Source organism: Mitsuaria sp. GD03876, from assembly GCF_029840635.1.
Classification (GTDB): Bacteria; Pseudomonadota; Gammaproteobacteria; order Burkholderiales; family Burkholderiaceae_C; genus Roseateles.
The window spans coordinates 1-12,251 of record NZ_JAOCCU010000032.1 but is presented as its reverse complement, the minus strand read 5'-3'; the positions used below and the strand labels follow the sequence as shown (position 1 = coordinate 12,251).

At 71.0% G+C, this 12,251-nt stretch carries 12 protein-coding genes; 7 read left to right on the top strand and 5 right to left on the bottom strand.

Features of this window, described 5'->3' with window-relative positions; translation table 11 throughout:
• The first annotated feature begins 27 nt into the window (after positions 1-27).
• From N5D62_RS19250 to N5D62_RS19240, 3 genes are all read left to right on the top strand, one after another.
• Positions 28-549 (top strand): DUF3299 domain-containing protein, encoded by a 522-nt coding sequence (locus N5D62_RS19250; RefSeq protein ID WP_279759497.1) that lies wholly within the window; start codon positions 28-30, stop codon positions 547-549.
• Positions 550-574: 25 nt separating this feature from the next.
• Positions 575-976, top strand: coding sequence for a hypothetical protein (locus N5D62_RS19245; RefSeq protein WP_279759496.1), 402 nt, complete (start codon positions 575-577; stop codon positions 974-976).
• 131 nt (positions 977-1,107) lie between these two features.
• Positions 1,108-3,273 carry a TonB-dependent receptor gene (locus N5D62_RS19240; RefSeq protein ID WP_279759495.1) on the top strand — a complete coding sequence of 722 codons (2,166 nt, stop codon included), beginning with the start codon at positions 1,108-1,110 and terminating at the stop codon, positions 3,271-3,273.
• A gap of 101 nt (positions 3,274-3,374) precedes the next feature.
• On the opposite strand, the gene pdxH is transcribed toward N5D62_RS19240, so the two are convergent.
• On the bottom strand, positions 3,375-4,010 hold the full coding sequence (gene pdxH / locus N5D62_RS19235) for a pyridoxamine 5'-phosphate oxidase (RefSeq protein ID WP_279759494.1): 636 nt from the start codon (positions 4,008-4,010) through the stop codon (positions 3,375-3,377).
• A 153-nt stretch (positions 4,011-4,163) separates the two neighbouring features.
• Between pdxH and N5D62_RS19230 the strand changes: the two genes are divergently transcribed.
• Positions 4,164-4,808, top strand: a complete 645-nt coding sequence (locus N5D62_RS19230; RefSeq protein ID WP_279759493.1) for a nucleotidyltransferase family protein — start codon at positions 4,164-4,166, stop codon at positions 4,806-4,808.
• A 21-nt stretch (positions 4,809-4,829) separates the two neighbouring features.
• Here the strand turns inward: N5D62_RS19230 and N5D62_RS19225 are convergent, their stop codons facing one another.
• The gene (locus N5D62_RS19225) at positions 4,830-5,462 is read right to left on the bottom strand and encodes a gamma-glutamylcyclotransferase (RefSeq protein ID WP_279759492.1); all 633 of its coding nucleotides are present in this window, start codon (positions 5,460-5,462) and stop codon (positions 4,830-4,832) included.
• Between the two features lie 358 nt (positions 5,463-5,820).
• Between N5D62_RS19225 and edd the strand changes: the two genes are divergently transcribed.
• Together edd and eda are read left to right on the top strand one after the other, a co-directional pair.
• Positions 5,821-7,641, top strand: coding sequence for a phosphogluconate dehydratase (gene edd, locus N5D62_RS19220; RefSeq protein WP_279759491.1), 1,821 nt, complete (start codon positions 5,821-5,823; stop codon positions 7,639-7,641).
• 52 nt (positions 7,642-7,693) lie between these two features.
• Entirely contained in the window at positions 7,694-8,326 is a 633-nt protein-coding gene (gene eda / locus N5D62_RS19215) for a bifunctional 4-hydroxy-2-oxoglutarate aldolase/2-dehydro-3-deoxy-phosphogluconate aldolase (protein ID WP_279759489.1), read from the top strand.
• A 222-nt stretch (positions 8,327-8,548) separates the two neighbouring features.
• Here the strand turns inward: eda and N5D62_RS19210 are convergent, their stop codons facing one another.
• A complete protein-coding gene (locus N5D62_RS19210) occupies positions 8,549-9,103 on the bottom strand; it encodes a PaaI family thioesterase (RefSeq protein ID WP_279759488.1) in 555 nt (184 codons plus the stop codon).
• Between the two features lie 97 nt (positions 9,104-9,200).
• Between N5D62_RS19210 and N5D62_RS19205 the strand changes: the two genes are divergently transcribed.
• On the top strand, positions 9,201-9,707 hold the full coding sequence (locus N5D62_RS19205; protein WP_279759486.1) for a MarR family winged helix-turn-helix transcriptional regulator: 507 nt from the start codon (positions 9,201-9,203) through the stop codon (positions 9,705-9,707).
• Positions 9,708-9,804: 97 nt separating this feature from the next.
• Here the strand turns inward: N5D62_RS19205 and N5D62_RS19200 are convergent, their stop codons facing one another.
• Both N5D62_RS19200 and N5D62_RS19195 read right to left on the bottom strand, forming a co-directional pair.
• Positions 9,805-11,223 (bottom strand): methyl-accepting chemotaxis protein, encoded by a 1,419-nt coding sequence (locus N5D62_RS19200; protein ID WP_279759485.1) that lies wholly within the window; start codon positions 11,221-11,223, stop codon positions 9,805-9,807.
• 240 nt (positions 11,224-11,463) lie between these two features.
• Entirely contained in the window at positions 11,464-12,228 is a 765-nt protein-coding gene (locus N5D62_RS19195; RefSeq protein WP_279759484.1) for an exodeoxyribonuclease III, read from the bottom strand.
• Positions 12,229-12,251 lie beyond the last annotated feature (23 nt).

Genomic DNA, 12,251 nt, shown 5'->3' with positions numbered 1-12,251 from the left:
GCCAACGCCGCGCCACGCCTTCGCCGATTGCCGACGTCGCTCCTGACGATCGTCATGGCGGGCGCGGCGACGCTGGCGATCGCCGTCGAGGCGCGGGCGCAGGCGGCCGCCTCGGGCGCCGCGATGCCGATGGGATCCGGCCCCGGTTACCACGACCCGCGCAGCCCGTTCAAGCCGCTGCAGGAGGTCGAAGGCGTCGTCAGCTGGAAGCTGCTGTCCTCGGTGACGGTGAAGGCCGACCGGAGCAAGGTCATCCCGAGCTTCCCCGCCGGCGTGCTGGCGCTGGACAAGCGCACGGTGAAGGTCCAGGGCTTCATGATGCCGCTGGAGCCCGGCGACAAGCAGAGCCACTTCCTGTTGTCGTCGGTGCCGACGAGTTGCTCCTTCTGCGTGCCCGCCGGTCCGGAAGGCCTGGTCGAGGTGCGCAGCAAGTCCCCGGTGCGCTACACGCTGGACGTGGTCACCGTCGAAGGCCAGATGGCCGTGCTCGGCGACGACCCGTACGGCATGTTCTACCGCGTCACGCAGGCGGTGCCCGCGGGCCGCTGAGCCCCGCGACCCCGCCCCGATCCCGATGCGACACGCGACCCTCACGCCGACGACCCGCCGCCAACGCGGCTGGATCTGGCTGTGCCTGGTCGCGCTGCTGGGCTTCCAGGCGCTGGGCCTGGTGCACCGCGCGCTGCACGGCGGGCCGATGCCCGAGCCGGTCCGGCTCGCGGTCGCCGCCGCGCGCCAGGCCGTCGAGGTCGAGCGCGTGTCGCCCGACGACGGCGGCGCGCTGAAGTTCGGGCACCTCGCCGGCTCCGGCGATTGCCAACTGCTGGACCAGCTCAGCCATGCGCTGGGCCCCATCGTCCAGGCGCTGACCTGGACCGCCTTGCCGCCGGCGCTGCCGGCCGGCGTCGACACGCCCCACGACGCGACGCTCGCGCAGTGGTGGCGCAAGGGCGCGCGCGGACCGCCGCGGGCCTGACACCTCCATCGATCGCTCCCGTTCCGGACCGCCGCGGCCTTGCCGCCGCGGACCGCATGCATTCGCGCGCGGGAGTTCCACAACATTGATGGCGCCGCGGCCTGGGTCCGCCGGCGCTCGAGAGTGTCTCCATGGCCATCACCATTTCCGCTTCGATCCGTTCGCTGGCGCCGTCCCCGCTGGGCCGCGTCCCTTTCCAACCCACGCTGATGGCGCTCGCGCTGGGCCTGGCCGCCGGTAGCGCCTGGGCGCAGCAGGCGAGCACCGCGGCCGCCGACACCGCCAACGGTGCCTCCGCCGAGGCGGCCCAGGCCGACACCGCGTCCGGCGGCGCGACCCGGCCGCACAAGCACAAGCTGGACGCGGTCGTCGTGACCGGCAATCCGCTCAGCCAGCGCGAGCTCGCCTCCCCGGTGCAGGCGCTCAGCGGCGACGCGCTGACGCTCAAGCGCGGCGCCAACCTCGGCGAGACGCTGGACGGCCTGGCCGGCGTGGGGTCGACCTACTTCGGCCCCAACAGCAACCGCCCGACGATGCGCGGCCTGGACGGCGATCGCGTGCGGATGCTGAGCAACTCGGGCGCGTCGGTCGACGCGTCGAGCCTGAGCTTCGACCATGCGCTGCCGGTCGACCCGCTGGTGCTGACCCGCGTCGAGGTCCTGCGCGGCGCCGCGGCGCTGCAGTACGGCGGCAACGCGATCGGCGGCGTCGTCAACGCGATCGACAACCGCATCCCGCGCGCGGCGCAGCCCGGCCTGGGCGGCGCGGCCGAACTGCGCCTGGGCGGCGCGTCCAAGGAGCGCGGCGGCGCGGTCGTGCTGGACGGCGGCACCGCAGGCACCACCGGCTTCGCCTGGCACGTCGACGCGGCCGACCGCCGCGCCGACGACCAGCGCGTGCCGCGCTTCTCCAGCGAGGACGGCAGCTCGACGCATGTCCGCAACTCCGACAGCCATGGCCGCAGCGGCGCGGTGGGCGGCTCGCTGCTGTTCTCGCAGGGCTATGCCGGCGTGTCGGTCGAGGACTATCACAACGAGTACGGCGTCACCGTCGAACCCGATGTCCGCATCGAGATGCAGCGCCAGCGCCTGGCCACCGCCGGCGAGTGGCGCGATCCGCTGCCGGGCCTGGCGCGCGTGACCTGGCAGTTCGCCAGCAGCCGCTACAAGCACCAGGAAGTGGAGGGCAGCGGCGAGGTCGGCACCGTGTTCTCGTCGCGCGGCAAGGACGGCCGCGTCGAGGCGACGCACGCGGCCTTCCAGGGCGACTGGGGGTCGGTGCAGGGCGTGCTGGGTTGGCAGTGGGAACTGAGCGACTTCTCCGCGCTGGGCGAGGAGGCGCTGGTGCCCACCACCAAGACCCGCAACAACGCGCTGTTCCTGATCGAGCAGTTCAAGTCCGGGCCGTGGAGCCTGCAGGCCGGCGCGCGCGCGGAGCGCGTCAACGTCGGCTCGCGCGGCGGCGACGAGGAACGCTTCGGCGATCCGGTGACCCGGCGCTTCAGCCCGAAGAGCTTCTCGCTGAGCGGCGCCTATGAGCTGGGCAACGGCTTCAGCCTGTCGAGCAACCTCAGCAGCAGCCAGCGCGCGCCGACGTTCTACGAGCTGTTCGCCAACGGCGTGCACGTGGCGTCGGGCGCGTTCGAGGTGGGCGACGTGAACCTGGGCCTGGAGCGCGCCAAGGCGATCGACCTGGGCCTGCACTGGAAGCAGGGCGACGCGAAGTGGAGCGTGCAGGTCTACCAGACGCGCTTCTCCAACTACATCGCGCTGGATGCGAGCGGGCGCTCGATCGACGAGGTCGGCGAGGACGGCGAGACGTCCTCGGTGCCGGAGTTCCTGTACCGCGGCGTGCGGGCGCGGATGCACGGTGTCGAGCTCGAGGGCCGCCAGCCGCTGCCGGCGCTGATGGGCTGGGGGCTGACGCTGGGCACCACGGTGGACCTGGTGCGCGGCACCGACCGTGACACCGGCCAGCCGCTGCCGCGGCTGTCGCCGGTGCGGGGCAGCCTGTCGCTGCAGGCGGAGCGCGGGCCGTGGCTGATCCAGGCGGAGCTGCGCGGCGCGATGCGCCAGGACCGCGTGCCGGCGTTCGACACGCCGACCGGCGGCTACGGGATCCTGCGGCTGAACATCGCGCGCCACTTCGACATCGGGAACCTCGACGCGATGTGGTACGTCAAGCTGGACAACCTCGCCAACAAGCTGGCCTACAGCGCGGGCAGCGTGCAGACGATCCGTCCGCTGACGCCGCTGGCCGGACGCAGCCTGTTCGCGGGGGTGCAGGTCAAGTTCTGACGGGAGGACTCACCCGACCCTCACCCCATCCCTCTCCCGCCGTGCGGGAGAGGGGGCCGCGGGAGAGGGCGGGGAATGAGGGTCGTCGAGGTCCTCTGTCCTCAGGGCGCGAGCCGTTCGCGGACCCAGTCCGCGCCGTCGCGCCGATACACCAGCCGATCATGCAACCGCGACTTGCGACCCTGCCAGAACTCCCAGCGCTCGGGCACGAGCCGGAAGCCGCCCCAATGCGGCGGTCGACTGGGGTTCAGCCCATGCTGCGCCGCCGCCTTGGCCGCGTTGGCGACCAGCACCGCGCGCGACGCGATCACCTGGCTCTGCGGCGAGGCCCAGGCCCCCAGCCGCGAATCCAGCGGCCGCGACGCGTAGTACGCATCCGACTGCGCGCCGTCGACCTTTTCGACCACGCCCTCGATGCGCACGACACGCTCCAGCTCGACCCAGTGGAACTGCAGCGCCGCGAACGGATGGACCGCCAGTTCCTGGCCCTTGCGACTGTCGTAGTTCGTGTACCAGACCAGCCCGCGTTCCTCGATGTCCTTGATCAGCACGATGCGGGTCGACGGCCGGCCGTTGGCGCCGACGGTGGCCAACGTCATCGCGTTGGGTTCGGGGACCTTGGCGTCCAGCGCCTGCTGGAACCAGTCGCGGAACTGGCGCAGCGGCTCGCCGGCGGCCAGGTGTTCGTCGAGCTCGTCGCGCTCGTAGCTCTTTCGAAGGTCGGAGAGTTTGTCCATCCTTCGGAGTATCGGGCGAATCCTTAAGTAAAGCTCCCACTCGTGAAACTCCGGGTGGGATCGCTCCCGGCCGGCAGGCATGCTGTCCCACACGAAGCCGTGCCGGACAGAGGCGGCCCAGGGAGGATCGGGACCAACCAGAAGGAAGTACGCATGAATCAACGACGACCCGCCGTCGTCGTGCTCGCGGCAGGGCGCGGCCAGCGCTTTCGCGGCGAGGGCCACAAGCTGGAACAGGTCTTGAACGGGGACACCGTGCTGGCGCTCACGCTGCGCCAGACGCTGGCGTCCGGCCTGCCGATGCTCGTGGTGACCTCGACCGCGCTGGCGCCGCTGGTTCGACGTCACGTGGCCTCGCGCGACATGCTGGTGCTGCCCGACCAGGACCGCCTCGGCCGTCCCGCGCCGCTGGGCATGGGGCACTCGATCGCGGCCGGTGTCGCGGCGACCGGGGACGCGCCGGGTTGGCTCATCCTGCCCGCGGACATGCCGATGGTGCGCGCCAGCACGCTGGCGGCGGTCGCGCAGGCGCTGGAGAAGGATCCCATCGCCTACGCGCAGCACCGGGGCCGCCGCGGCCATCCGGTCGGCTTCAGCGCGGAGCTCTTCTCCGAACTCACCGGGTTGCAGGGCGACGAAGGCGCGCGCCGGCTGCTGGCGCGCTACCCGGCGCAGGCCGTCGAGGTCGACGACCCCGGCGTGCTCATCGACGTGGATACCGTCGAGGACCTGCAGCGGCTGGCGATCGATCCGTCGATGCCGCGTCCGAGCGACATCGGCATCCGCACGGCCGGCTGAGCTCGCGATCCGCCCGCGGGCTCAGAGCCCGTTCAACTTGGCCAGCGCGAGCTGGCGCTCCAGCGCGCGATCGTGGATGCCGTGTTCGCGCAGGCAGACCACGGCGCGCTGCAGGTAATCCAGCGTCGTGCCGTAACGGCCGCGCGCGTGGCGCAGGATGTGCAGCAGGCGCTCGTCGCCGAGCTCGCCCACCCAGCCCGGGCTGCGGCGCGACAGCGTGAAGGCCAGCGCCTTGCGGGCGCCGTGACCGTCGGGGACGTGGCAGTCCAGCCAGCGCGGCACGTAGGTGCCGACCACCATCTCGCGCAGCCACAGGCGGCGCAGCGTGGCCGCGCTGTCCTCGGGGGCGACGCGGTACAGCAGCCCACGGCAACTGCCGCCCGAGAGCAGCGTCATCACGAGGCCGGGCTGGTCGGCGCTGCCCCGGTTGACCAGCGAGCGCAGCCGAAGGGCGCGGTGGTAACCCTGGACCTTGGCCACCAGCGTCTGTGCCGGGGCGAAGCCCGGGTTCCACATCAGCGATCCGTAGGCGAACAGCATCAGGCCTTGCTCGCGGTCCCATTGGCGTTCGGCGATCTCCAGCAGCTGCTGGCTGTGCGGGGGGAGGTCCTCGAGCCGGGCCTCGGCAAGTGGGTCGTCAATCATCTTGGTCATGCTGCCATAGGGGGACCGCCCCCCTGCCAACGTAGGTGCGCTGGCCGCAAGGACATGAGGCTGTCGGACCTGCGGTCCTCCAGCGCTCGCCAGGCGTCGCACAGTCCACTGGACTGTGCTCGGTCCTGGCTCTCCCACAGGCGGCAAGCGCCTGAACCTCATGCCCTTCCGTCCTCCATCGCCGTCTGCCTTCCACGGATTCGGGAACGTGGTCTGCCGCGAGCTCGGGGCGAGCTTGGGGCGAGCGTTTTCGTAACCCGCTTGTACCTGGGAAACCCGCCAAGGAGAGGTGGACGTCCTCGCGGGCGTGTAATATGGTTACCAATCTAACCCTGGCTGAGTTACATCAGCAGTCGGCATGAACAAGACGCTTCTGGACGTCACGGCGCGCATCAAGGCGCGCAGCGCCGCTTCGCGCGAGCGTTACCTGGACCTGATCGAGCGCATGGCGGGTCGCCAGCGCGGCGTGCAACGCCTGGGCTGCGCCAATGTGGCGCACGCGGTGGCGGCGATGCCGGCCAACGACAAGCTGCGCATCGTGGCGGAGAAGGCGCCCCACCTGGGCATCGTGACCGCCTACAACGACATGCTGTCGGCGCACCAGCCCTACGAGGGTTACCCGGCCCTCATCCGCGACGAGGTGCACCGCCTGGGCGCGACGGCGCAGGTCGCCGGCGGCGTGCCGGCGATGTGCGACGGCGTCACGCAGGGCACGCCGGGCATGGAGCTCAGCCTGTTCTCGCGCGACACGATCGCGATGGGCACGGCGGTGGCGCTGTCGCACGACGTGTTCGACGCGGCGCTGTTGCTGGGCATCTGCGACAAGATCGTCCCGGGGCTGCTGATCGGCGCGCTGCATTTCGGGCATCTGCCCTGCGTGTTCGTGCCGGCGGGGCCGATGAGCTCGGGCCTGTCCAACAACGACAAGGCCAAGGTCCGCGAGCTCTACGCGCAAGGCAAGGTCGGCCGCGACGAGCTGCTGCAGGCCGAATCCCAGGCCTATCACGGCGCCGGCACCTGCACCTTCTACGGCACGGCCAACAGCAACCAGATGCTGCTGGAGGCGATGGGCCTGCATGTGCCGGGCGCGGCGTTCGTGCATCCGCACGACGGCCTGCGCGAGGCGCTGACCCGCGAGGCGGTGCGCCAGGCGCTGAAGATCATTCCGCAGGCCGACTACACGCCGATCGGCCGCATGGTCGACGAGCGCAGCATCGTCAACGCGATGGCGGCGCTGCTGGCGACCGGCGGGTCGACGAACCACCTGATCCACTGGATCGCGGTGGCGCGCTCGGCCGGCATCCTGATCGACTGGGGCGATTTCTCCGACCTGTCGGCGGTGGTGCCGCTGCTGGCGCGGGTGTATCCGAACGGCAGCGCCGACGTGAACCAGTTCCAGTCCGCGGGCGGACCGGGTTTCGTGATCAAGGAACTGATCGGCGCGGGCCTGATGCATGGCGACGTGCTGACCTCGGTGTCGGGCCAGGACCTGAACGCCTTCGGCCGGCTGCCGCGCCGCGCGGAGGACGGGTCGGTGACCTGGTCCGACCTGCCGGCCCGCAGCAACGACGAGGCGGTGGTGCGCACGGCCGCGGCGCCGTTCTCGCCGACGGGCGGGCTGAAGCTGCTGGCGGGCAACCTGGGCCGGGCGGTGATCAAGGTGTCGGCGGTGCCGGAGGACCGGCACACGGTCGAGGCGCCGGCGCGGATCTTCGACAGCCAGGAGGCGATGCAGGCGGCGTTCAAGGCCGGCGAGCTGGAGTGCGACGTGGTTGTCGTGGTGCGTTTCCAGGGGCCGCAGGCCAATGGCATGCCGGAGCTGCACAAGCTGACGCCGCCGCTGGCGGTGCTGCAGGGCAAGGGTTTCAAGGTGGCGCTGGTGACGGACGGCCGCATGAGCGGTGCGTCGGGCAAGGTGCCGGCGGCGATCCATGTCAGCCCGGAGGCGCTGTCGGGCGGCCCGTTGGCAAAGCTGCGCGATGGCGACCTGGTGCGCGTGTGCGCCAACAGCGGCGAGCTGACCGCGTTGGTGCCGGCGGCCGAATGGGATCGCCGCGAGCTGGCGCGGATCACCGCGGACGCGGTGGTGGACAACGGCGCGGGCATGGGCCGGGAGCTGTTCGCCGGCATGCGGCGCAACGTGACCTCGGCGGAGGAGGGCGCGGTCACCTGGCTGTGAGGCTGGGCGGCGCGTGCCGCATGATTTCGGATTCGACTAGGAGGACCATCCCATGACTTCCCTCAAGGACACCCTGAGCCTGGCCGATCACGGCCCGGTGATTCCGGTCATCGTCATCGACCGCGTGGAGCATGCGGTGCCGCTGGCGCGCGCGCTGGTGGCTGGTGGCGTGAAGGTGCTGGAAGTGACGCTGAGAACGCCGGCGGCGCTGGAGGCGATCGCCGCGATCGCCAAGGAGGTGCCGGAGGCCATCGTCGGCGCTGGCACGCTGCGCGTGGCGGCCGATGCGACGGCGGCGAAGAAGGCCGGTGCCCGTTTCGCGGTCAGCCCCGGCTTCACGCATGAGCTGGCGGGCGCCTGCGAGGCGCAGTTCCTGCCCCTGTTGCCGGGCGTGTCGACGGCCAGTGAGGTGATGATGGCCGCGGACGCCGGCTACACCTTCCTGAAGCTGTTCCCCGCGACGGCGGTCGGTGGCGTCAACCTGCTGAAGTCCCTGGCCGGCCCCTTCGCCGACGTGTCCTTCTGCCCGACGGGCGGCATCACCGTCCAGACCGCCCCGGACTTCCTCAAGCTGCCCAACGTCAAGGTCTGCGGCGGTTCCTGGCTGACGCCGGCCGACGCCGTCAACGCCGGCGACTGGGCCCGCATCACCCAACTGGCCAAGGAAGCCAGCGCGCTGCGCTGACGCGCAACGCGCCCCCTCCCGAAGCTCACCCGCCCCTTGGGGGCGGGCCGGGGTGGGGTGACATCTGCCCCGCCCGCTCGGAGGGCGGGGATGGGGTGGGAGCTCAGCCCTTCCCCCGGAAGGGATCCGCCTGCGGATCCCTCGCCCGCTTGGAAGGCGGGGATGGGGTGGGAGCTCAACGATGAAAAGGGCTTTCAGAGCCTGCGAGGCCGGCTGCCGTGTTCACCGCTTCGGCGGATCGAAGATCAAGCAAGTCGTGCTCCCATGCGCATACAACTTCCCGTCGTGGCCGACCAGGTCGGCCTCGGCGGTGGCCATTTGCCGGCCGACGTGGCGCACGCGGCCGATGGCGCGCACGACGGGCACGCGCTCGTTGAGCGCCCGCACCAGGTTGATCTTGAGTTCCAGCGTCGTGTACCCCCGCCCGGCATCCAGCGTCGTGTGAACGGCGCAGCCCAGCGCGGAGTCCAGCAGCGTCGCGTACCACCCGCCGTGCACCGTCCCCATCGGGTTGTAGTGCCGGACCTTGGGCGTGCCCTGGAAGATCACCTCGCCCCGGGCCACGCGCAGCAGCGTGAAGTCCAGGGTCTGCGCGATCGGCGGCGGCGGGAGCTTGCCGTCGAGCATCGCCTGCATCTGTTCCAGGCCGTTCAGGCCGGCGATCTCCGCCATCGTGGCGACGCCGTGATCCGGGCGGAACTTCGCGCGGGCGGTTTTCTCTTCATCGAGCCATTGGGCCAGCGCCTCGTCGTGCGAGGGGGTCGGAACTGCGCTCATGGGGCATCCTGTCTGGTGATGGAAACTTGCGGCTGCAATGGTTGCAGCTACAATCTTCCGCTGTCAAGCCTCCACGCGACACCTGTCCGAGCGCCCCATGAACGCCACTGCCACGAAATCGCCGTGCGCGACCGCGCAGGCGGAGCCGATCTCGCCCAAGGGCTGCACCAACTTCAAGTTGCGGCAGGTGACGCGGCTGGTGTCCAACCACTGCGAGGCCCATTTCGCCGAGACCGGCCTGAAGACCACGCAGTACGCGCTGCTGTCGCATGTCGTCGTGTTGGGACCGATCCAGCCGAGCGAACTCGCCCGGCGCATGGACCTGGACCTGTCGACGCTGTCGCGCAACGTGCAGCCGCTGCTGGCGATGGGGCTGGTGGAGATGCTGCCCGGCGCCGACGCGCGCAGCCGGCAGCTGCAGGCGACGGAGGAGGGCCACGCCCGCCGCAAGCAGATGAAGGCGACCTGGAAGCGCGCGCAGCTGTCGCTCAACGAGCGGCTGGGCGACGAGCGGGTGCAGCGCCTGCATGCGCTGCTGGACGAATGCGCGGCGCTGATGCGCGGCGAGCTGGATCCGGACGAGCTCGACGGCGACACGCCCTGAGCGCCGCGTCGCCCGCGGGCGACGACGCGTCCGGGCCCGCAGAGCCTCAGAACCTCAGGCCTTCAAGCCCTCCAGCCCCCCTGGGGAATCCGGGCGCTCATGCCTCCATCCGGAACACGTTCAGCGCCGACGCCACCTCCTGCGCCTGGCCGCGCAGCTTGTCCGAGGAACGCGCCAGGTCCTCGACCATCGCGACGTTCTGCTGCGTGATCTGCTCCAGCTGACGGACCGCGTCGGTCACCTGCGAGATGTCGTCGAGCTGCGCCTGCGCGCTGCGCTCGATGTCCTCGATGACGCCGCCGAAGCGCTCGACCGCGGACAGCGTGTCGGCCATGCTGCGGCGCGCCTCGCCGGTCTGGCGGGTGCCGGCCTCGACCTTGTCGCCGGAGGCGGCGATCAGCTGCTTGATCTCGCGCGCCGCGACGGTGCTGCGCTGCGCCAGCGCGCGCACCTCGCCGGCGACGACCGCGAAACCGCGGCCATGCTCGCCGGCGCGCGCCGCCTCGACCGCCGCGTTGAGCGCGAGCAGATTGGTCTGGAACGCGATGCCCTCGATCAGCTGCGTGATCTCGCCGATGCGGGCCGAGGCCTGCGCGATCGCCTGCATCGTGTCGTTGACCGAGCGCACGTTGCCGTCGCTGCGCCGCGCCGCCTCGCCGAGCTCCACCGCCACCTGGCGCGCGCGATGCGCGGCGTCGCGGTTGCCGCGGACTTCGTCGGTGATCTGACGCATGCTGGCGGCGGTCTGCTCCAGGCTCGCCGCCTGGGCCTCGGTGCGATGCGCCAGGTCGTGGTTGCCATGCGCGATCGCGTCGGACACCGCGCGCATCTGCCCGAGCTCATGTTGCGTGTCCGACACCAGCGCGCGCAGGTTCACCCGCAGCTGTGTCAGGGCGCGGTCGAGCAAGCCATGCCGCTCGGCACGACTCCCCCGCGGCAGGCTGAGATCGCCGGCCGACAGCCGGCCCGCGACGCGCAGGCCCTCCCGCCACTCCGCCCGACGCGCGCCCGGACGCAGCGCCGCGCCGAGTCCCCGCAACGAGCGTTGCCACCAGGTGCCGCGCACGCGGCCCTGCCGCAGCACGACGGGGGCGCGGCCGTCGCGTTCGGCGGTCTTCATGCGCGCATGCAGCGCCTCGGCCTCCGCGACCTGCGCGCGCGTCGGCTGGCTGCGCACCGACAGGTAGCCGATCGGCGCGTCGCCGCGCAGCAGCGGCGTCACGTTGGCCATCACCCAGTAATGGTCGCCATCCTTGCGGCGGTTCTTCACCAGGCCCGACCACGGGTGGCCGGCCTGGATCGTGGCCCAGAGGTCGCGGAACGCCTCGGCCGGCATGTCGGGATGGCGGATCAGGTTGTGCGGCTTGCCCAGCAGCTCCTCGCGGCTGAAGCCGCTGACGGCGACGAATACGTCGTTGCAGTGCTGGATGCGGCCCTTCAGGTCGGTGGTCGAGACCAGCGCCCGGCCTTCGGGAAACGGGAACTCGCGTTGCGTGACCGGTAGATTCGTTCTCATCGGATGCCTTCCCCTGTACGTTTGTCTTGATCTGGATCAAGACGAAGCATCGGGGAGGGCCGCGCGGCGCAAGTTGCGCAAGATCAAGCCATTGAGGCCTGGATCAAGGGGTGCTACCGCGGCGTGAACGAAGTCGCGGCCCGGCGGGGTGCCGGCGCGAGCACCGCCCGGCGCGCGTCGCGTCGACGTCGCGCGGTTGGCGGAGTGGGGTGCCCGGACCCGACGCGCGAGCGCGCGCGGTCAGTCCAGGGTGACGATGACGGGCGCGTGGTCGCTGGGCTTGGGCAGCTTGCGCATCTGGCGGTCGATCGTGCAGGCGGTGACCCTCGGCTTCAGCGCGTTGCTGACGAGGATGTGGTCGATGCGCAGCCCCTTGTTCTTCTGGAAGCCCAGCATCCGGTAGTCCCACCAGCTGTAGCTCTTGGGCGGCTGCTCGAACATCCGGTAGGCGTCGGTCAGGCCCAGGTCGATCAGCGCCTGGAAGTGCGCGCGTTCCTGCGGCGAGGTGTGCGTCTGGCCGACGAAGGCGGCCGGATCGTAGCAGTCGCGGTCCTCGGGCGCGATGTTGAAATCGCCCATCAGCACCAGTTGCTCGTGCTGCTGCAGCTCGCTGGCGAGCCAGGCGCGCAGGCCGTCCAGCCAGGCCATCTTGTAGACGAACTTGTCGCTGTCCAGCGCCTGGCCGTTGGGGAAGTAGGCGCCGATCACGCGCACGCCGTCGACCGTGCCGGCGATCAGCCGCGCCTGCTCGTCGGCGTAGCCGGTGATGTTCTTGACCACGTCCTGGGCGGGCGTGCGGCTCAGCAGCGCCACGCCGTTGTAGGTCTTCTGGCCGAACCACTGGACCTGGTAGCCGGCGTCCGCGATCTCCATCGTCGGGAACTTGTCGTCGGTGAGCTTGGTCTCCTGCAGCACGAGCGCGTCGACCGGATTGGCGGCGAGCCACTCGAGCAGCTGCGGCAGGCGCACGGCCAGGGAGTTGACGTTCCAGGTGGCGAATTTCATGGGTCTTCCAGCCTTGTGACTTG

Bases quoted from the DNA above. Each gene is read 5' to 3' on its own strand.
- N5D62_RS19245 (WP_279759496.1), top strand. From the start codon at position 575: ATGCGACACGCGACCCTCACGCCGACGACCCGCCGCCAACGCGGCTGG.
- N5D62_RS19240 (WP_279759495.1), top strand. From the start codon at position 1,108: ATGGCCATCACCATTTCCGCTTCGATCCGTTCGCTGGCGCCGTCCCCG.
- pdxH (WP_279759494.1), bottom strand. From the start codon at position 4,010: ATGGACAAACTCTCCGACCTTCGAAAGAGCTACGAGCGCGACGAGCTC.
- N5D62_RS19230 (WP_279759493.1), top strand. From the start codon at position 4,164: ATGAATCAACGACGACCCGCCGTCGTCGTGCTCGCGGCAGGGCGCGGC.
- N5D62_RS19225 (WP_279759492.1), bottom strand. From the start codon at position 5,462: ATGACCAAGATGATTGACGACCCACTTGCCGAGGCCCGGCTCGAGGAC.
- edd (WP_279759491.1), top strand. From the start codon at position 5,821: ATGAACAAGACGCTTCTGGACGTCACGGCGCGCATCAAGGCGCGCAGC.
- eda (WP_279759489.1), top strand. From the start codon at position 7,694: ATGACTTCCCTCAAGGACACCCTGAGCCTGGCCGATCACGGCCCGGTG.
- N5D62_RS19210 (WP_279759488.1), bottom strand. From the start codon at position 9,103: ATGAGCGCAGTTCCGACCCCCTCGCACGACGAGGCGCTGGCCCAATGG.
- N5D62_RS19205 (WP_279759486.1), top strand. From the start codon at position 9,201: ATGAACGCCACTGCCACGAAATCGCCGTGCGCGACCGCGCAGGCGGAG.
- N5D62_RS19200 (WP_279759485.1), bottom strand. From the start codon at position 11,223: ATGAGAACGAATCTACCGGTCACGCAACGCGAGTTCCCGTTTCCCGAA.
- N5D62_RS19195 (WP_279759484.1), bottom strand. From the start codon at position 12,228: ATGAAATTCGCCACCTGGAACGTCAACTCCCTGGCCGTGCGCCTGCCG.